Annotated in this window: 16 protein-coding genes and 1 riboswitch; of the genes, 4 read left to right on the top strand and 12 right to left on the bottom strand. The window is 41.0% G+C overall.

All coding sequences use genetic code 11. The features are described from left to right. The 6 genes from ACHABW_RS10980 to ACHABW_RS11005 form a co-directional block, all read right to left on the bottom strand. Positions 1–1,350 (bottom strand): 5'-deoxyadenosine deaminase (locus tag ACHABW_RS10980; RefSeq protein ID WP_435755341.1); only part of this gene is annotated, 1,350 nt, incomplete at its 3' end. 163 nt (positions 1,351–1,513) lie between these two features. Beyond that, positions 1,514–1,613, bottom strand: a riboswitch (purine riboswitch). A gap of 38 nt (positions 1,614–1,651) precedes the next feature. Then, positions 1,652–2,290: a nucleotidyltransferase family protein gene (locus ACHABW_RS10985; RefSeq protein WP_435755342.1), complete on the bottom strand. Its 639-nt coding sequence runs from the start codon at positions 2,288–2,290 to the stop codon at positions 1,652–1,654. Next, the gene (locus ACHABW_RS10990) at positions 2,284–3,357 is read right to left on the bottom strand and encodes an XdhC family protein (RefSeq protein WP_435755343.1); all 1,074 of its coding nucleotides are present in this window, start codon (positions 3,355–3,357) and stop codon (positions 2,284–2,286) included. The genes ACHABW_RS10985 and ACHABW_RS10990 overlap by 7 nt, the downstream gene beginning before the upstream one ends. A gap of 42 nt (positions 3,358–3,399) precedes the next feature. After that, positions 3,400–3,897: a 2Fe-2S iron-sulfur cluster-binding protein gene (locus ACHABW_RS10995; RefSeq protein WP_435755344.1), complete on the bottom strand. Its 498-nt coding sequence runs from the start codon at positions 3,895–3,897 to the stop codon at positions 3,400–3,402. Then, on the bottom strand, positions 3,894–6,113 hold the full coding sequence (pucD, locus tag ACHABW_RS11000) for a xanthine dehydrogenase subunit D (protein ID WP_435755418.1): 2,220 nt from the start codon (positions 6,111–6,113) through the stop codon (positions 3,894–3,896). The genes ACHABW_RS10995 and pucD overlap by 4 nt, the downstream gene beginning before the upstream one ends. After that, positions 6,097–7,008, bottom strand: coding sequence for an FAD binding domain-containing protein (locus ACHABW_RS11005; protein WP_435755345.1), 912 nt, complete (start codon positions 7,006–7,008; stop codon positions 6,097–6,099). The genes pucD and ACHABW_RS11005 overlap by 17 nt, the downstream gene beginning before the upstream one ends. Positions 7,009–7,487: 479 nt before the next feature. On the opposite strand from ACHABW_RS11005, the gene allB reads away from it, so the two are divergent. Together allB and ACHABW_RS11015 are read left to right on the top strand one after the other, a co-directional pair. Beyond that, entirely contained in the window at positions 7,488–8,855 is a 1,368-nt protein-coding gene (gene allB / locus ACHABW_RS11010) for an allantoinase AllB (RefSeq protein WP_435755346.1), read from the top strand. Positions 8,856–8,962: 107 nt separating this feature from the next. Next, the gene (locus tag ACHABW_RS11015) at positions 8,963–10,159 is read left to right on the top strand and encodes an amidase (protein WP_435755347.1); all 1,197 of its coding nucleotides are present in this window, start codon (positions 8,963–8,965) and stop codon (positions 10,157–10,159) included. A gap of 64 nt (positions 10,160–10,223) precedes the next feature. On the opposite strand, the gene mgrA is transcribed toward ACHABW_RS11015, so the two are convergent. From mgrA to ACHABW_RS11030, 3 genes are all read right to left on the bottom strand, one after another. Next, complete coding sequence (mgrA, locus tag ACHABW_RS11020) at positions 10,224–11,213, bottom strand: L-glyceraldehyde 3-phosphate reductase (RefSeq protein WP_435755348.1); 990 nt, start codon at positions 11,211–11,213, stop codon at positions 10,224–10,226. A gap of 120 nt (positions 11,214–11,333) precedes the next feature. Beyond that, complete coding sequence (locus ACHABW_RS11025; protein WP_435755349.1) at positions 11,334–12,161, bottom strand: ABC transporter permease; 828 nt, start codon at positions 12,159–12,161, stop codon at positions 11,334–11,336. Between the two features lie 33 nt (positions 12,162–12,194). Beyond that, positions 12,195–13,136, bottom strand: coding sequence for an ATP-binding cassette domain-containing protein (locus ACHABW_RS11030; protein ID WP_435755350.1), 942 nt, complete (start codon positions 13,134–13,136; stop codon positions 12,195–12,197). Between the two features lie 294 nt (positions 13,137–13,430). On the opposite strand from ACHABW_RS11030, the gene ACHABW_RS11035 reads away from it, so the two are divergent. After that, positions 13,431–13,880, top strand: coding sequence for a MarR family transcriptional regulator (locus tag ACHABW_RS11035; RefSeq protein ID WP_435755351.1), 450 nt, complete (start codon positions 13,431–13,433; stop codon positions 13,878–13,880). A 38-nt stretch (positions 13,881–13,918) separates the two neighbouring features. Next, positions 13,919–14,839 carry a hypothetical protein gene (locus ACHABW_RS11040; protein WP_435755352.1) on the top strand — a complete coding sequence of 307 codons (921 nt, stop codon included), beginning with the start codon at positions 13,919–13,921 and terminating at the stop codon, positions 14,837–14,839. Between the two features lie 475 nt (positions 14,840–15,314). Here the strand turns inward: ACHABW_RS11040 and ACHABW_RS11045 are convergent, their stop codons facing one another. The 3 genes from ACHABW_RS11045 to ACHABW_RS11055 form a co-directional block, all read right to left on the bottom strand. Beyond that, positions 15,315–16,568, bottom strand: a complete 1,254-nt coding sequence (locus ACHABW_RS11045) for a pyridoxal-phosphate-dependent aminotransferase family protein (RefSeq protein WP_435755353.1) — start codon at positions 16,566–16,568, stop codon at positions 15,315–15,317. Between the two features lie 21 nt (positions 16,569–16,589). Beyond that, positions 16,590–17,840 carry a Zn-dependent hydrolase gene (locus ACHABW_RS11050; protein WP_435755354.1) on the bottom strand — a complete coding sequence of 417 codons (1,251 nt, stop codon included), beginning with the start codon at positions 17,838–17,840 and terminating at the stop codon, positions 16,590–16,592. A gap of 385 nt (positions 17,841–18,225) precedes the next feature. Beyond that, entirely contained in the window at positions 18,226–19,251 is a 1,026-nt protein-coding gene (locus ACHABW_RS11055; protein ID WP_435755355.1) for an ABC transporter substrate-binding protein, read from the bottom strand. Between the last annotated feature and the right edge of the window lie 36 nt (positions 19,252–19,287).

Consider the following 19,287-nt stretch of genomic DNA (forward strand, 5'->3'; position numbering starts at 1 on the left):
TTTTAATACAGGAGACGGTATTTCCGGGACTCTTTTAATGAGTCGGCTGATTGATTTATTAGCTTCGTGTAAAACGATCTCTTTATCGAGTGTTTTCATGATACGGTTTTCCATTACAATTTTCCCGTTAATGATGGTTGTTTCTACATCTGCCCTCGTCGTAGAGTAGACAATACGGGAGATCGTATCAACATCGTAGGACGGATACATGTGAAAATCATTCAGATTCATAATATTCAAATCCGCTTTTTTTCCAACCTCTAAACTGCCGATTTCATTTTCCATGCCCATTGCTCTAGCTCCATCGATTGTCGCCATTTTAAACACTGTTTTTGCATCCATAGCCGTGGGACCGTGTTCCGGTTTTTGAATGAGAGCGGCCAATCTCATTTCATTAAACATATCTAAATTATTGTTGCAAGGGGCGCCGTCTGCTCCAAGGCTGACACATATATGGGCATTTAATAGACTTGGAATTTCCGCAACCCCGGAAGCCAACTTTAAGTTAGATCCTGGGCAGTGAGTGACATTCACTCTATTCCTTTGAATGATTTGTTTCTCTTCCTCACTTAACCAAACACAGTGAGCTAAAATTAATCGCTCATTCGCAAGTCCAAGATGATCCAGGTAAACAACATTTCTCATTCCTGTTTCGGATTCTACAATCTCAATTTCTCCTTTATTTTCAGACGCATGAGTGTGAACATAAACTTGATGCTTTTTCGAAAGATCACTCACTTCTTTTAATAGTTCCTCCGTACACGAAACAACAAATCTTGGGGAAAAAGCATAATTAATTCTTCCGCCATCCTTCTTATGCCATTTCTCCATAAGATCAACACTTTGCTGAATCGATTCACTCGTTTTTTCCTGTAATGCTAGCGGGACCTCATTACCTTTATCCATCATAACTTTACCTGACAATGCACGAATTCCAGTACGCTCAATCGCCTGAAATGCAAAATCAGTGTGATGAACCGTCTCCATATCTACAATCGACGTTGTGCCGCTTTGGATTAATTCGCCGATCCCCAGTATTGCGGAGTAATAGATCGACTCCTCGTCATGGGCAGCTTCAAGTGGCCAGATTCGCTTCTTTAGCCAATCCATCAGTTCTAAATCATCTCCTTTTCCGCGAAAAATTGTTTGACAGAGATGAATGTGCGTTTGAATAAAACCAGGTGTAATGACACGGTTTGTCGCATCGATCACCTTATCGGCTTCAGGATAGTGCAGGTTTTTTCCAATCTCCATAATCGTATCGTTTTCTATAAAAATATCACCGATAAATTGCTCATCGTAGGCGTTCATCGTAATAATTTCAGCATTTTTAATCCATATTGACGTCATAAATGTTCCTCCTATAGTAATGTTTTTAGCAGAAAATCGTGCAGCCTCTTTTATATAAAATGCTTTCTAAACCTTAGCTATTTTGAAAAGATCAAAATAGCTCTGTTCAAAAGCTAAAACAATCTCTAAAACTAATAAGTATAAAAAAACTACGAAGAAGGTGCTTGTTACGCACCTTCTTCGTAGTTAGGAAATCACGGCTCCTATTAGAAACCCTCAAGCCATATTTTTGAGGTTATACGAAGTTTACTTTTTATTTGTTATTTTTATACTAATCGACATCCCATGTAAAGAACAACAACTACGTAAGATAATGAGCCATTCTTTTTGCAGAAGTGAAGTCCTCCGGTGTATCTATATCAAAAGAGATGAAAGGATCCTCCACTTCCATGGCTTCTTTCCTTACTGTTTTCATCAGTTGAAGTCCTCCCCTGTCACCTGATAAGTCCGACAAGGATAACGTTTGAATATTCCCCCAATAAACTGGATGTCCAGGAACTTCTTTAAAGCACGGTTGTATCACGAATCCAGCTGCCTCTCGCTCAGACTTTGAAGCTCCATGCTTGAAAATCGCAGCTATCGTAGTATCGAGAATAAAAGGCTGATCCCCTAGAAATACCATGGCTGAGGAAATAGACGGTCGCACGTTTCGGAGCCCTGTAAGAAACGATGTACTTTGCCCTCGCAGGTAATCTTCATTAGTCAGCCACTGCACCCTTGCAGAATCAATCTTAGTTTTCTGTTTTAGTGCATCCGCTTCATGTCCTACCACGACAATGATTTGTTCAAATGGATGTTTCAGGACTTGATGAATCACACGTTCCAGAATACATTGTCCCTTTAATGGCAGCAGTTGCTTCGGTGTCGCATTTTCCATTCGAGAACCTGTGCCCGCTGCCAATATCACCGCACATACAGATGACTTTTTCTTCTTTAACAAACGACTAGGTTTCCGAAGTTCTGTCTTGCCCGCTGGTTTCTAACTTGAATCAGTTCTGCAATGACACTTATACTGATTTCCTCTGCACCATCCGCATAAATATCGACACCAATGGGGGAAGAAACAAATGCTGGGATAGGATTTCCATCCAATAATCTCGATGTTCGTCGCGTCGGGCCTAAAACACCCAAGTAGGCCAACTCATTCTGTAAAGGCAACAGATTCTGTAAAATAAATTTATCTCTTTCAAAGCTATGCGTCATAATCAGAACATAGCTGTTTTTTTTCATCTTATGGTGTCTAAGAAAGCCTTCGGGATGATCGCATATACAGGCACATGCCTTAGGGAAAATCGCTTTCGTACTGCGACTTTCTCTCGGATCAATAATAATCGTTGAAAAACTGAATTCCGCTGCTCTCTTCACGAGAGGCTCAACGTCCCGTCCTGCGCCAAACAAATAAAGCGTATCTTTCGGCTCATAAATTTCAAATATAAACCAGCTATTTTCAGCCTCAACATCGACACAATTGAATGTTTTTCCTTGTTTCATAAATATGTTGAGCGCGTCTCTGATCGGACCAGATAATTCTAACGCGTGATTTCCCTGTACTTGCTCGCCATCTTCTTTTAAAAAGTATGTCTTCCCGGATTCTTTTCCTTGAATACCTCTTATCGCGACAATGTTATTCCCTTTTTCCACTTCATTAAGAACGAGTGACCAAGGCTGTTTCACCTGCTTATTTGGCCATTGAAGAGCCTCCAAATAAACATGAACTTCTCCATTACATCCGGCTCCCTGTCCCCACCCAAGATCGTCTTCACTTCGTAAATCATACGATGCGATTTGTGACTGTTTCGAATTCATAACCTCGATCACCCGATGAGATAAGTCCTCTTCCAAGCAACCTCCACTTATTAATCCATACTCCTCCCCAGTTTCGGAGAACAGCATTTTTGCCCCTTCATGACGATAAGCTGAACCGTCCACACGAATCACAGTTGCAAGAACAAATAACTTTGTTGGATTGTCTTTCATGATTTGAAGAAATTTGTGTTGCTCCTTCATTGGATAACCTCCCCTTGGATGACAATTACTATTTTAGTTAGATTAATCCGTGCTTAATCTCCGTAAAACTCGGTGAATACCTCCATAACCAGTACAACGGCAAAGATTTCCGGCAATGCTCTCTTTCATTTCTTCATAACTTGGATTCGCATTTTCATGCAAGAGACCTTTTAACGAAATAACCATCCCTGGTGTACAATAGCCACACTGCAGTGCGCCTTCTTCCAAAAACGCTTGTTGAACGAAGTCCATCGAATCTTCTTGAATGCCTTCAATTGTCACAATCCTTTTTCCCTCGCACTGGTAAGCCATCGTCAAGCAAGAATTAAAAGGTTTGCCATCTATTAACACCATACAAGCTCCACATCGGCCAATTTCACAGGATACCTTTGTTCCGGTCAGATTTAGATCAATCCGTAACAGATCCACGAGCTTTCTTGATGGTGCCACTTCAAGACTCATGTGCTTCCCATTTAACTCAAAAGTCAAAAGATTTTCTACTGCATCTACCTTAGCTGCAACGTTTTTTAGGTCATTCATACTTTCTCCCTCCCCCGTGTATTATCCATCATCTCTAAAAAATCCGGGAAAGACTGGTTATTTTTTTGTAATATCGTTTCAGGCGTTATCGGTAATTTGGTGATCCATGTACCCGTTGCTTGTTTTATTGCAGAAACGATAGCTGGTGCAAGGGCGACACTTCCTACTTCACCAACACCCCGCGGTCCATAATTATCTCCGTCAGGAAGTTCCTCTATAGCATCGACATGTTGCGTCTCAGGAACATCATAAATGGTTGGGATTAGGTACGTATCTAAATTTTTAGTGACGTATTTACTAGCATTCATTACTGCATCTTCTGCCATCGCAAAACCTAGTGCCATTATGCTTCCGCCTTCGATCTGTCCTAAATAACCAAGCGGGTTCATCACTTCTCCAGCAGCTACAACATGATCAATGCCAGTTACACGAACCATCCCAGTTAGCATGTTCACTTCCACTTCCGCAATCACTGCCGTAGAACTATAAAGATAGTGGCCGCCAATCACAGGATCAGGGGTTACCGGGAAGTTAAATTCAGTCGAGCATTCTAAAGGTTCGGAACATTGGTCAGCCAATTCTTTGAAACTGATAAGGAATTCCAGTTTCTCCCCACTTCTTGAATCTCTCCAGATGCCACCTTTGCCCGTTTGCATTACATCCGCATTTACGCCTGTTTGCTCCTCCGCCTTGTTAAATAGTGCTGTCAGAAATGGTTGTTTCATATTTTGCAGTGCTTTCCAAACCATGCTCGTTGACCGAGAAGCTGTGGAAGACCCCGTTGATGGCACACGATCTGTATCACCGATAATAATCTCGATATCATTTTCGTCACACTGAAAGTGATCTAACAACATGATCTCCAATGTTCCTAGCAGACCTTGACCAAATTCTTCGTGACCAAACGCCACTTCAATTTTCCCAGCATCATTCAATCGGATAATCCCACCGGCTGGATCAGGAATTCCATATCCTAAACCTGACCCGTGCATCGCGAGTGACATGCCTTTACCTCGCAAAATCCAGGTTTCATCTGGTCTTGAAAGTTCTTTTTGATACAAAGGAGACTGCTGAATCGCTTCCCAAACTTGTTTTGGACCATCATTCGGTACGATTCTCTGTCCCAAAGGTCCGAGGTCATCGATCTTTCTTAGATTTCGTTTTCTTAATTCCCAAGGATCCAGGTTGATCTTTTCTGCAAGACGATCAAGTTGACCTTCTAATGCAAAAATAACCTGATTTCCTCCAAAACCACGAAACTCTCCTGAGATTCCATTATTCGTATAAACCGCTTTTCCTTTCACATCAACATTGGGGATAGTATACCCGCCAATTGCGTGCTCTGTAGCAAAATTCAGAACTGGCCCTCCTAATGTCGCATACGCTCCTGTGTCGGATACGATGTTTACTTGATGAGCGAGGACTCTGCCATTTTTATCACTACCGGTTTTCATCGTCACCTTCATCGGATGTCGCTTCAGCCCCGCCTTCACGGATTCTTCCCGTGAATAGTGCATATTCACTGGTCTTCCGCAAACGATAGCAAGCAGCGACCCGAACGGTTGAACATTTAATTCATCTTTCCCACCGAATGAGCCGCCAATTGGGCTGGAAATAACCCGGATATCTGTTGCTGGAATATCAAGAATACGAGCAAGTTGCATTTGGTCTTTATAGCCATGTTGTGTAGGAGCATATACCGTTAACTTGCCATCGACTTCCGGAACAAATATACCTCCCTCTGTTTCTAAAAAAGTATGCATTTGTCTCGGAGTTTCATACGTCTCTTCCACAACTACTGCACTCTGTTCGAATCCTTTCTCAATATCACCACGAGAATAATTCGTCTCATGCAAAATATTTCCGTTTTCATGTAATTGTCGTGCTCCAGGATCTAAAGCCTTATCTGTCGTATCCAAGACTTCAAATTCCTCGTACTCTACATCAATAAGTTCCAACGCTTCTGCTGCAATTTCTTTTGTCTCAGCAGCAACCGCAGCCACTGCATCAGCTTCAAAGCGAACTAAGTTTTCACAAAATACTGGTTGATTCGGCTCTGCAATTCCAAATCCGTTTAATCCAGGAACATCTTGAGCAGTTATCACCGCTTTCACTCCGGGTAGTGCTTTTGCCTTTGAAGTATTTATCGAAAGAATCCTTGCATGGGGCACGCCACTTCGCAACACTCTTCCATAAAGTTTATTCGGAAAAGTCATGTCCGTTAAATATCGCAGATCTCCTGTCACTTTCGCTTTTCCATAGTTCACTAATTATGACATTCGCTGCTACTTTCTTTTTATAGACCGCTGTTGCAAATGGATCATCAAAAGCTTGGTACTCTTTTAAAATCTGTGTATACGCCTTTTTCAATAAGTCTCTGGAATACATCCTATCCTGCAGGATCGCTTCCGTTTCAGGTAGTCTCACAGGGGGCATCGATCCCCCTCCAGCCGCAAGTATGACTTGATCAAACTGCCCCTTATCTAATTTCAAACCCGCACCTGCAACCGAAACAAGCGAAGGAATAAAGGACTCCCTTCTTCCGGTTTTTGAATAGAAAGAGAATTTTTTTGATTGCTCGGTATCCTTAGAAATAGGAACACTAATCGATACAAGAATTCTCTCCTGAGAATCGAAGTTCATCATCAGTGACTCTTCCACCGTTTCGCTCACTATTTTATCTCCATTAAACCAATGTAGCTTTGCCTGTAACACAAGCAACGCCGGAATAGCATCGCCAACCTTTGAAAGCACATTTCCTCCAAGCGTTCCTCGATTGCGGATCGAAGGGGCAGCAATGTTCTGACAAGCCTGCACAAGAAGTGGTGCTTCCATTTTCAATACCGCACTTTTTATGACTTGAGCCAGTGTTGTAAAAGCCCCAATACTAATCTGCCTCTGTCCATTTAGAGATGTTTCAGCAATCTCACGCATATCAGGAATATTATCCAAACTTATAAGATGAGGAGACATAGCCTTCGTACCAGCTTCCCACTGCGTCCGAAGCAGAGTTCCTCCAGAAATATAACTACTTTGATCGGATAGTCTCTGAGAGAGAGCCCATGCATCATATAAGTTTTCTGGCCTCCATACTTTTTCAATCGTTACCATCCGCTTGGCTCCTCTCTATCCCCTTTTTCATACCCTTTAGTAGAGTAATTCTTTAATACAACCATTTTTAGGAAACTTGCTTTTTGGTCAGTTTAAAGTGTTCCTGCCACTCTGTCATTGGGTGGATTAACTAAAAGCACTTAAATCTTTTATTCATAAAAGCCAAAAAATCAGACTATTTTTAAGAAAATTGTATCCTGTACCTATATGAAAAGTCTCAAAGAGGTTTCTCCTTGAGACAAATGAAAAGAAATAATCTGCAAATAGTTGGATGGATGTTATCACAAATAATGGCTGTAAATCTTACACTCTATTTTTGATCTTCTTTTTATAATACAAATAATGGATGAGAATAAAAAGATTTCTGTAACGAAACCTCTCAAGGAAAACATATTTATGAGAGTTTTCCACCAAAATAAGAAGAAGTAAGGAAGAATTCTTAGTTAGATTAACTAGAATTACGAAAGGGAGGGAATACGTTGAAAAATATTATAATTAATGGCAACGTCTTTGATGGTGTCACTTTTTCTAAACAGACGATCGTCATTGAAAATCAGATTATAATAGATATTTTGCCGGCACATGATCCTAGTTTAACTAGTCTTCCCGTTTTATACGATGCAAAAGGAGCTAAAGTATTCCCTGGTTTCATTGATATCCATGTGCATTTTAACGATCCCGGAAGACAAGAGTGGGAGAGCTTTCCAACCGGCAGCTCAGCAGCGGCGGCCGGTGGAATCACCACCGTATTTGATATGCCGCTCAACAGTCATCCATCTGCTAATAATGCCTCTAGACTACTAGCTAAAAAACAGGCTTTAGAGAATCGATCCCATACCAATTACGGCCTCTGGGCAGGTATGACAGCAGACGTGGCCAGCGATGACACTGTCTTGGATGCTATGTTCAATACTGGAATTGTTGGATTTAAAGGATTTTTATCGGAAAGTGGGATTGACGATTTTAAGCGTCTCGATAGACAAGCCTTATCACGTGCGATGGCGTATTGCGGTCAAAAAGGAGCCGTTCTTGCCCTTCACGCAGAATGGGAAGATACGATCAAACAATTCACGCATCCCATCCGTCAGACCGATCGAAAGGACGTTTTTGCTTTCCTTGACAGCAGGCCCATTGACGCAGAATTGAAAGCTGTAGAACTAGCCATGGAAGAGGCAGCAAAGTACGGGACAAAGGTACATATCGTCCATGTCAGTCATCCGAAAGTAGTGGAATTAATCCAATCAGCCAAAAAAACAGGTGTCGATGTTTCCCTTGAAACATGTCCACATTATTTAATTTTTAACGAAGAAGATTTTATTCAACAAGGTCCCTTGCTAAAATGTGCACCGCCACTTCGAGACTCTGATTGTGTCGATGGGCTCTGGGAGAAGATCAAAAATAAACAGATTGATTGTATCAGTTCCGATCATTCCCCATGTCCTCTTTCGATGAAACAAGCAGGCAACGAAAATATTTGGGAAGCATGGGGAGGAATTCAAGGCGTTCAGTTTGGAACAACAGCCTTTTTAAGTCAGGCAATAAGCCGGGGTCTATCTCTAGAGGAGGTCCTCCCTATGCTAACTGCCAATGTCGCCTCCCGTTTTCCGAGCTTGGAAAAACAAGGTGAAATAAAAATCGGCAATCAAGCGAACCTAACAATCTATCATTCCGACAGTAAAATAGTTTTCAAAAAAGAAGACATTCTTTTTCGCCATCCATATTCACCATATGTTGGTCAAGAAGTCCAGGGAAACGTTGAAGCTACAATTGTGAATGGGAATCTTGTTTTTGATCGTGAAAAAGGCATGCTATCTGACCCATTTGGTAAAGATATTTGTGCGATATAGTTTCGTAGCTGAAACGTTTCTATTTCTGCAGCCCGTGACAATTGCCGTCAATCCTAGTAAGTTAGAGGAAACACATGTATTTGCTAGAATTAAAAAGGAGGAATATCATGACAGATACCTATCAAGCTTTTGTCGATAAAAACAAAGTGATCCAACCAGCTAAGGAAGGTAGCCTTTCAGGGCTGAGCTTCGCTGTCAAAGATGTTTTTCATCTAGAAGGAATGAAAAACTCTGCAGGTAATCCTGATTGGCTCCGCACTCATGATGCTGCAAAGGAGACTGCTCCAGCTATTAAACGCTTACTGGAAAACGGTGCTAAGCTAGAAGGAACAACGATTACTGACGAGATCATGTACAGTTTGCAAGGGGAAAACTTTCACTACGGAACACCGGTTAACCCCCGTGATCCTACTCGCATCCCAGGAGGTTCTTCCAGCGGATCAGCAGTCGCGGTTGCTGGCAGTATCACCGACTTTTCGTTAGGAACCGATACTGGAGGATCTGTTCGGATCCCATCGGCTTATTGCGGTATTTATGGCTTTCGACCAACTCATGGGAATGTCCCCATCGAACATGTCATCCCTTTAGCTCCGTCCTTTGATACCGTTGGCTGGATGGCAAGGGACGCCAAGACGTTAAAAGATGTAGGAAAAGTTCTCCTCGATAATCAACAAATTTCTGGGGCTTTTTCACGAATCCTTTTTAGTAAAGATACGTGGGAACTAGCCGACGGTGATACTCAAAAAGCATTATCTCCTTCTTTTTCTTTATTAGAAGAGCTTGCTGACGAACCTTCTTGGGTGGAGCTTGCCAAAGAAGGATTACCCTTTTGGGCTAACGCTTTCCGCATTATTCAGGGAAAAGAAATCTGGGATGCACATGGGGATTGGGTGAAAGCTGTCAAACCTGAATTTGGACCTGGAATTAAAGAGAGATTTGAAATGGCGAGTCATCTTACATCAATGGATGCCAATCCACAATTAAAGCTGCAGGATCAAATTCGAACAAAACTAATTGAGTTATTGAAAGACGATGCTTTATTGATTCTTCCTACGGTTCCTGGGGAGGCTCCTATGTTGAATTTATCTGGTGCGTTAGTCGAAGCGAGGCGAAAACAAACGCTTCAACTAACCTGCATTGCCGGATTAGCTGGTTTGCCGCAAGTAACGATTCCGATAGAATCTGAACTCGGCAACGCACCGGTTTCTCTATCTGTTATAGCCGGACCTAATCAAGATATTCGCCTGCTAGAATGGATGAATGAATTTGTTGCGTCTGAGAAATTTATAAAAGGAAGAGGCTGAATACGGGGTAAACAACAATCTCTAAAAAGGATCGTGCTGAAGTTTCCAGCACAATCCTTTTATACTACGATAAAATACTGTCTATTTCCTTTAACTCTTCATCACTGAACTCTAAATTATCTAAAATCGCTACATTTTCTTCTATTTGACTCACTCGGCTTGCGCCAATTAAAGCTGTCGTTACATGACCACCCCGGAGAACCCAGGCGAGTGCCATTTGCGCAAGGGATTGCCCACGTCTGCCCGCAATGGTATTGAGCTTTTGCACCTTTTCAACCACTAGTTCCGTCACTTGGTCCTCTTGCAGAAAACTGCCGCTACGCGCTGCGCGGGACTCAGCTGGAATCCCAGCAAGGTATTTGTTCGTCAATAAACCTTGAGCAAGCGGACAAAAAGCAATCGATCCCACGCCATTTTGCTGCAACACATCCTGAAGACCATCTTCCATCCATCGATCAAACATCGAATATTTCGGTTGATGAATCAGCAGAGGTGTTCCTAAATCATCTAAAATTTTAACTGCCTGCGCTGTTTGCTCGGCACTATAGCTAGAAATCCCAACATATAACGCTTTTCCTTGACGCACAATCTGATCAAGAGCGCCCATCGTTTCTTCCATGGGTGTGTTCGGATCAGGTCTATGAGAATAGTAAATATCCACGTAATCAAGACCCATCCGCTTTAAACTTTGATCTAAACTGGAAATCATGTATTTCTTGGATCCCCAATCTCCATAAGGGCCATCCCACATATGGTAGCCGGCTTTTGAGGAAATCACCATTTCATCTCGATACGGTTTAAAATCAGTTTTCATGATTTTACCGAACATCTCTTCCGCAGAACCAGGTGGCGGACCATAGTTATTCGCAAGGTCGAAATGCGTGATACCAAGGTCAAACGCTTTACGAAGCATGGCACGTCCATTTTCAAAAGAATCCACTCCGCCGAAGTTATGCCACAGTCCTAACGAGATTGCGGGAAGTAATAAACCAGAATTGCCTGTACGATTATACTTCATTTTTTCATAACGTTTATCATCAGCTATGTAGGGCATATTAATCTCCTCCTTATAATTGCAAACGCTTAACTATCCTTCCAAAGAAAACCTCCCGCACAAACAATACGGAAGATAGTTTATTATTATTATACAGTAGTTAATCAGATTTCCTAAACATTATGCATTTGCTCTTCTAAAACTGACCGTTGCGAGTAAAATGAGAATGACCGTAAATACGATTATAAATAAAATCTCTTCAAAAATGGTAACCGTGCGACCAAATACACTTAGATTTAGTCCCATTGCTTCTTGAACCATCGGTGACAGGCTTTCTACATCAACCATGATTTTCTTCATTACATCTACACCGTATGTCACGGGATTAATTTTGACAATCACATCCATCCAAGCAGGCATATTATTGACTGGGAATAACGCTCCTGATAAGAAAATCATTGGCATAACCAGAATCTGAACAATAAGCTGAAATCCTTGCGTCGACTTTAAGAAACTAGCAATAAGCAGCCCAAATGATGATAGTGCACAGGCTAGTAAAAACATAACCGGCAGCACTTGAATGAGGGAAATGAATGGATAGCTAAGTCCAATTAAAGGGATTAATAAAAATAACATGATCCCTTGAATCGTCGCCACTGTAGCTGCTCCAAGCATCTTTCCAATCGCAATATTCACACGGGAAATAGGTGAAACGAGTATTTCTTTCATATATCCAAAGTTTTTGTCCTCAATGACAGACAAAGAGGAAAATACAGATGTCATTAAAAGCGTCATCGCCACAATTCCCGGAAAAACGAAAGAAACGTAATTAAAATCATCGGCCAGGCCTTCTCCGCCCATGCCAATCAGCCCTTCCATCGTTCCACTCATACCTCCGCCGAAAATAAGTAAAAATAATATAGGCATGGAAAACGAGCCAATGAGCCTGGCTCGATCGCGGAAAAATTTCGTTATATCGCGTTGCCATATCGCATAAATACCTTCCATAAGATGATTACCTCCTGCCGTATCCTGTTATTTTTATTTATTATTTGTTTGAGTTTGCCCAATATCTCTTCCTGTAAATGCTAGAAAAACATCGTTTAAGGTTGGCTTCCGAATATTTAATTTGGTAATGGGTATTTCCAACGTTTTAATAAAGCTTGAAATAAACGCATCACTACTTGCCACTTTCAAATGGATTGTATCCTCATGCACGGTTACTTCCGCATCTTTCACTTTCTCTTCTATTTCCTGCAGTGCTTTGACATTATCTTCTGTCGATAACTCAATAATGTCGCCCCCCAACTCATCCTTAAGTTTTAGCGGGGTATCAATCGCAATAATTTCTCCTTTGTCCATTATTGCGATTCGGTCACTGATTTCCGCTTCATCTAAATAATGTGTCGTCAAAAACATCGTAATGCCTTCTTTTTCTTTTAATTTCAAGATATATTCCCATAAATGAGCACGCGTTTGGGGATCCAGTCCAACGGTAGGTTCATCTAAGAACAGTACTTTTGGATAGTGTAACAACCCTCGAGCGATTTCCAGTCTCCGTTTCATCCCTCCAGAAAATGTTTCCACACGTTGCTTTTTTTCATCGACGAGATCAACAATTTCAAGAACTTCTTGAATTCTTGCTGCTCTTTTATTCTTTGGCACTTTGTAAAACCGGCAGTGCAACATCAGATTTTCCATTGCAGTCAGTTTTTCATCCAAGGTATTTTCTTGAAAAATAATACCGATACTTTCTCTTACCTTATTTTTTTCCTTTTGAACATCAAATCCATTAATAGATATGCTTCCTAGACTCGGGGCAAGCATGGTACAGATCATATTAATCGTTGTACTTTTCCCGGCACCGTTCGGACCAAGGAAACCAAAAATTTCCCCTTCTTTCACATCAAAATTTATTCCCTTTACAGCATCAACCTTTTTATACGTTTTAGTTAAATTCTTTACCTCAATCATGTTATCCATAAAAGTCACCTGCTTCCAAGCTAAATTAGTTATGATATAATAACTATATTATTCCCTTAACTTAAATTAATGTCAACTAAGAAAAACGCGTAGCGTCTTTTATTAATTACAGCGTCATCTTTAAAGCCACCCCGAGTAGCACCTACGAAGTGTGTGTAGGTGCTACTCGAAAGGAGGGCGAACTTCCCTTGATGCTTGTGGCGTAAAGATAGCTGTCAATTTATAAATTCTTATCTTGCTAAAAACTGCATTGCAGTCTTCAGAATTAGAAATGAATCATTCGGAGGTTATTACATGGATCAGAAAAATACAGATAAGCTTGTCGCTAACCTGCTCTCGATTTTTCCATTGATGAATAAAAAACTCTTTCCCCCAGTTCAAGTTTTTCATGATAACGAATTAAACCATACCCATTTTTTCCTGTTAAAAATCGTTGAAGAATTCGGACCAATCCGTACGTCTGATCTGGGAAAAAAGTTAGCAATAAAAAAATCAAATCTCACTCCTTTAATAAACAAGTTAATCGTAAAAGAACTTGTAACGAGGGAAAAGGCAGCAGAAGACCGCCGAGTAATTTTTATAAAGCTCACATCAAAAGGAGGAGAGTTTTTAGCTAATAGAGAAGAGGTACTTAAAGAAGAAATTAAAGGGAGGTTAACTCGACTTCAGGACAGCGAAGCCGATAAGCTGTTCGAAGCAGTTGCCCAATTAGAAGGGATTCTAAAGAAACTTAATTTAGACTAAAATTGAATAGCACTAGTTAGAGAAATGGAGGAATAATCATGCTAAACATACAGGAGAGCCATTGCGAATCCAAAACTGGAACACTGGATAACGTCGAAGATACCTTTCTTGTTACCCCTGACTTTGCAGCTGTTATCGATGGGGCATCCAACGTTTCTAATCAGCTCATTGCCGGCAAAACTCCCGGACAGCATGCTGCAGTTTTAACTAAGGAGGCCATAGTTGAATTAAACGGCCCGGAGTCTATTGAGGAAATCATTACTGCAATTAATGCAAAGTTCCAGATTTTTTACCACGAGCATTCCATGGTTGAAGAAGTCTTAAAGAAACCCTTTATCAGACCATCTGCTGTGATGTCACTTTATAGTCACCACCACCGAAAAATCTGGATGATTGGTGATTGCCAATGTTATGTAGACGGAGTAAACCATCAACATTTAAAAGAAGTGGACCTCATTACCAGTCAAGCTCGGGCCATGCTGATAGAGTCTCAACTCGCCCAAGGAAAAACGGTCCAGGAGATCATGGATAATGACACGAGTTTTGACCAGATTGTCCCGCTCCTGCAGCGCCAATATCAGTTTCAGAATCGACCACCCAACGAACGGTTTAGCTACGAAGTGATTAACGGTTTTCCGATGTATACAGAAAGTATTAAAGCTGTCGATGTTCCTGCGCATGTGACGTCTTTTTCAATGGGCTCCGATGGATACCCGAGGCTTTTTGATTCTTTGTCTGAAACGGAACAGTACTTAGAAAAGATACTGACAATTGATCCTTTATGCATCAAGGAGAATAGTGCAATCAGAGGCTTAAGTAAAGAGCGTATTTCATATGACGACAGAACGTATATTAAAGTCACGATAAAGGATGCAATGGAAGACACTTTTCCTGGAGAATTTAATAGAGAGATCAATGAAGGTGAAACCATATTGGAACAAACGAGCAGGAAAAGGTGACTAAGAAAAACGGCATAGCGTCTTTTATTAAATACAGCGTTAGCTTCTGCAAGAGTCTGTCGGATTTTTTCGCTTATGCTTTCGTTTTCAACGTGCTACTTTTGTAGGTGCTACTCCGGTAGCAATGTTTTCTGCGACGAGTAACCGCAGGAGTACCTACCTTTTTTTCGACTTTCAAACTCTCTTATTCTCGCTTATGCTCTCGTTTTCAACGTGCTACTTTTGTAGGTGCTACTCCGGTAGCAATGTTTTCTGCGACGAGTAACCGCAGGAGCACCTACCTTTTTTTTCGACTTTCAAACTCTCTTATTCTCGCTTATGCTCTCATTTTCGACGTGCTACTTTTGTAGGTGCTACTCGAAAGGAGGTGGGTTCCCCTTGATACGTGTGGCGTAAAGATAGGTGTTATCTTTTACTTTCTTTCTATATAAAAATAGCCCACGTAAGAATTCTCTCACGGGGGGTGCCTCAATAACTAACTGTTATTTACAACAGTTTCTTTTAGCTGATACGCATTAAGTGCTGCCTGCACTCCCATACCATTATTCAGTTTCACGTCATGCCGAATGAGCACTGCTTCAAACGCTGCTAAAGTTAAAAGAATATTTCTCTTTTGACAGCTATAGCCCATCGTACCGATTCGCCAAATTTTTCCGTGTAACGGACCAAACGAACTCGCAATTTCAATCCCAAACTCCCCTAATAACATGGCTCTGACGGAATCTCCGTCCACTCCTTCTGGAATCACCACACATGTGACAGTTGGCAACTTGCAGTCAGCATCTCCAAATAACGAGAGCCCCATTGCTTCTATTCCAGCCATTAGTGCCTTTTCATTTAATCGGTGACGGTTAAACCGTTCTTCCAATCCTTCCGCCAAAATGACTCTTAAGCCTTCATATAATCCATAAAGCATCGATGTAGCTTCCGTATGATGGTTAAGCCGGGCCGGGCTCCAGTAATCCTGCAGTTGACTTAAATCCAAATAATTACTGCGAATACGCCTGCCTAAATCATTCGAAAGTTTTTGTGAAGAAGCAAGACCTTTTTCAATCGATTTTCGTTGTGCTAAAACTTTTTCAATTCGGTCATTGTATGTAAGAGGTGCCATTCCTGACGGAACCGAAATACATTTTTGTGTACCCGTAATCAAACCATCAATCATCCACTCATCTGTTTTCACTTCGGTTCCTGCTACAGTTGCCACCGCATCAACGACAAAAAGTGCGTCCGCTTCACGACAAGCTTGCCCTATCTCTTTTAATGGCTGCATTCGGCCAGTTGAAGTATCTCCATGAACCATTGCCACAACCTTTGGCCGGACTTTTTTTATTTCCGCAATAACCGTTTCAGGATCAAATACTTTTCCCCATTCACATTCCATAAAATAGACCTCAGCTCCACATCTCTCTGCTATTTCCGCCAGTAAAAAGCCGAATCGTCCAAACCCTGGAATGAGAACTTTATCATTTTCTTCAATAATACTGCACAACATTGCTTCGATACCAGCCCGGGAAGTCCCATCTACAGGAAAAGCCCACTGGTTATCTGTTTGCAGTACTTTCCGGAGCATCTCCATTGTTTCATTCATCATCGAGGTGAAGCTTGGGTCAAATTGTCCTAAAATGGATGATGACATCGCCTTGAGTACACTTGGCTCTGCCTCTACCGGTCCCGGAGTCATTATCGTTCGTGGCGGTACTTGGAATTGATTCATCTGCTTTGTCATGTATGGCCACTCCAATCGATATTATTTAGCAAGGTTTAGTAAAGAATGATAAACAACTTCAGTCCCTGCTGCACAGTCGTCACTACTGCTCCATTCTTTCGGATTATGACTTATCCCATCTTTTGATCGGACAAAAATCATTCCCATTTTCGTAATTTTAGACATGATAAGGGAATCATGACCTGCTCCACAATTTAATCTCATCGTATCAATATTTAAGTCTTCGCATGTTTCCTCTAGTATATTAACAATCTCGTTTGAACAAGAAGCTGGATCCACCGCTTTTTTCACCTCAACAAGAGAACCTATACCTCTCTTGTCACATGAAAGTTCGATTGCCTGATAAACGCTATCTACCATTTTCTGTCTAACTGCTTTATCGGCATGGCGCAGATCCACTGAGAAAGAAGCTTTACCAGGAATAATATTTACTCCACCCGGTTCCACTTTCATGATTCCCACCGTTCCAACTCCATTAAAAGAGGTAGCAATTTTTTCAATCGCTATCACGATTTCAGCCATGGCAATCGAAGCATCTTTTCGCATGTGCATTGGCGTTGCACCGGCATGGTCGGCATCCCCATTTAAAGTAATATCAAGCCAGACTGGCCCTTGAATATCAGTAACGATCCCAACCGGTAAATCATTTTCTTCCAGTACCTTCGCTTGTTCGATATGCATTTCGAGATATGCCTTTATTTCCATCGGGTTTCGAATTGCTTGCTTATAATTATCTGGATCAAGGTTTGCTTTTATAAATGCTTCTCTGTAAGAAATACCATTTTCATCTTTGTAATTAAATATTTCTTCTTTAAGATGACCTGCCATTGCCTTACTTCCAATATAACCAGTGCCAAATCTTGAACCCTCTTCATCAGTAAATGAAACAACTTCAATAGAATGGGTTAATGTTACCCCTGATTCTATAATTGTACGAACTGCTTCTATCGCTCCTATAACTCCAAGGGACCCATCAAATCTACCCCCGTGATAGACAGTATCAATGTGAGAACCAACTAACACAGAAGGAGCCGTCTGATCTTCTCCTGTTAATTTTCCAATAATATTACCAATAGTGTCTACTCGAACATCAAGTCCTATTTCTTCCATTAAACTGATAATGTATGCACGCGCTTTTAGTTCCGGTTCACTCAAAGAAAGTCTCGTAATACATTCTGCATTATCAGGACTGCTGCCGATTTCAGCCAGCTCCATTAGATGATGCCAAAGCCTTTGCTGATTAATTTTATTAGCTAAAATCAATGCACTCACTCCCCCTCACTTTTTATACGTTTGTCTGTGTCTTTTATTCTATGGGAACTGCATGACACAGTCATTATTTAATCTAACTAAAAAAAAGACTTAATTTTAGATCAATTAACTGTTTAAGAAAAACGCGTAGCGTCTTTTCTTACATACATCGTTATCTTTCGCCACTCCCGGGTAGCACCTACGAAGTGCGTGTAGGTGCTACCCGAAAGGAGGTGGGTTTCCCTTGACACGCGTGGCGTAAAGATAGCTGTCAACTTATAAATTTTAATCATGTAAGAAAAACACGTAGCTTTATATTTAAAATAGAAGCAGTTGCTTTCTTAATCTTAGATTAAAACAAGACCAACCAATGTATTGGCTGGCCACTTGTCTTAACACTTAATTTCTAATTAAGAAACTCAGTTGTGAATATTTCATTTGGATCAAACCCTTCATCCAGCATCTCAATCTCTACCAGCTGATCGATAAGTGTTTGCCATCTCTCCTCGGTCATATGCCCAAAGCCGTGCTCCTCAGCATCACCGCTGTAAATAAACTTTTCTTGGCTATCCGTTTCAAATTTCAGATCTTCTACTGCTAGATCAGGATTAGCTTCATGGATGACCTCATTGATCTCATAAGGTGATTCCTCGTAAAACTCCCATCCTTCCACAAACGCACTCGTAAATTTTTGCACCGTTTCTTTGTTTTCCTCTAAGTAATCCTTTGGAACAAATAAGACGACATTGTATGGATCAAATCCTGATTCGGAAACTAGCATTGTTTCTGTTGCAATTCCTTCTTTATCCAGGAAGTAAGGTTCAGAAGTTTCAAAAGCTTGAGAGACACCAGTAGGATCTTCAATGAAATTAACGTGCTGACCGGTATATCCAAGCTCCGTAACATCACTTAAATCATAAGAATTCGTTAAGTACTCCCAATAGGGGATGCCTGCTTGGATATAAGCATTTCTTCCATTTAAATCTTCAAAATCAGTAATTTCTTCGCCTTCATGAAACATAAGCGTTGCTGGACTGTTTTGCATTACAGCAGCTAATGTTACTAATTCGATTCCTTCATTTCTAGCGATGACAATTTGGTCCGCGTGAGCTAAACCGAATTCAGCATTTCCTGAAGCAACAATTTGAATCGATGAAACGCCAGGTCCTCCTGGTGAAATCTCCACGTCTAAACCATTATCAGTAAAAAAGCCTTTTTCTTGAGCAGCGAATACTCCACCCTGCTGACTCTTAGGAAACCAATTTAAAACAACTTCCGCAGATTCTATCGATTCTTCATTATTACTTGCATTTTCTGTTACTGCATTTGTCTCTTCTTCCCCGCTGCAAGCAGTTAACCCAAGTAATACACTTAAGCCTACAGAACCACTTAAAAGAGATTTTCTTTTGAACTCACATAATCTATTAAACATATTTTTCAAACCCCTCTTTATATAAGTTTTTTAATT

Origin of the sequence: Salipaludibacillus sp. CF4.18 (assembly GCF_051262595.1) — a bacterium.
GTDB lineage: Bacteria > Bacillota > Bacilli > Bacillales > Salisediminibacteriaceae > Salipaludibacillus > Salipaludibacillus neizhouensis.

What these genes read in the sequence shown, in the direction of transcription:
- ACHABW_RS11005 (WP_435755345.1), bottom strand. Translation starts at nt 7,008, where the DNA reads ATGGTAACGATTGAAAAAGTATGGAGGCCAGAAAACTTATATGATGCA.
- ACHABW_RS11025 (WP_435755349.1), bottom strand. Translation starts at nt 12,161, where the DNA reads ATGGAAGGTATTTATGCGATATGGCAACGCGATATAACGAAATTTTTC.
- ACHABW_RS10995 (WP_435755344.1), bottom strand. Translation starts at nt 3,897, where the DNA reads ATGAATGACCTAAAAAACGTTGCAGCTAAGGTAGATGCAGTAGAAAAT.
- mgrA (WP_435755348.1), bottom strand. Translation starts at nt 11,213, where the DNA reads ATGCCCTACATAGCTGATGATAAACGTTATGAAAAAATGAAGTATAAT.
- ACHABW_RS10990 (WP_435755343.1), bottom strand. Translation starts at nt 3,357, where the DNA reads ATGAAGGAGCAACACAAATTTCTTCAAATCATGAAAGACAATCCAACA.
- ACHABW_RS11045 (WP_435755353.1), bottom strand. Translation starts at nt 16,568, where the DNA reads ATGACAAAGCAGATGAATCAATTCCAAGTACCGCCACGAACGATAATG.
- pucD (WP_435755418.1), bottom strand. Translation starts at nt 6,113, where the DNA reads ATGACTTTTCCGAATAAACTTTATGGAAGAGTGTTGCGAAGTGGCGTG.
- ACHABW_RS11030 (WP_435755350.1), bottom strand. Translation starts at nt 13,136, where the DNA reads ATGGATAACATGATTGAGGTAAAGAATTTAACTAAAACGTATAAAAAG.
- ACHABW_RS11040 (WP_435755352.1), top strand. Translation starts at nt 13,919, where the DNA reads ATGCTAAACATACAGGAGAGCCATTGCGAATCCAAAACTGGAACACTG.
- ACHABW_RS11015 (WP_435755347.1), top strand. Translation starts at nt 8,963, where the DNA reads ATGACAGATACCTATCAAGCTTTTGTCGATAAAAACAAAGTGATCCAA.
- ACHABW_RS11035 (WP_435755351.1), top strand. Translation starts at nt 13,431, where the DNA reads ATGGATCAGAAAAATACAGATAAGCTTGTCGCTAACCTGCTCTCGATT.
- ACHABW_RS11055 (WP_435755355.1), bottom strand. Translation starts at nt 19,251, where the DNA reads ATGTTTAATAGATTATGTGAGTTCAAAAGAAAATCTCTTTTAAGTGGT.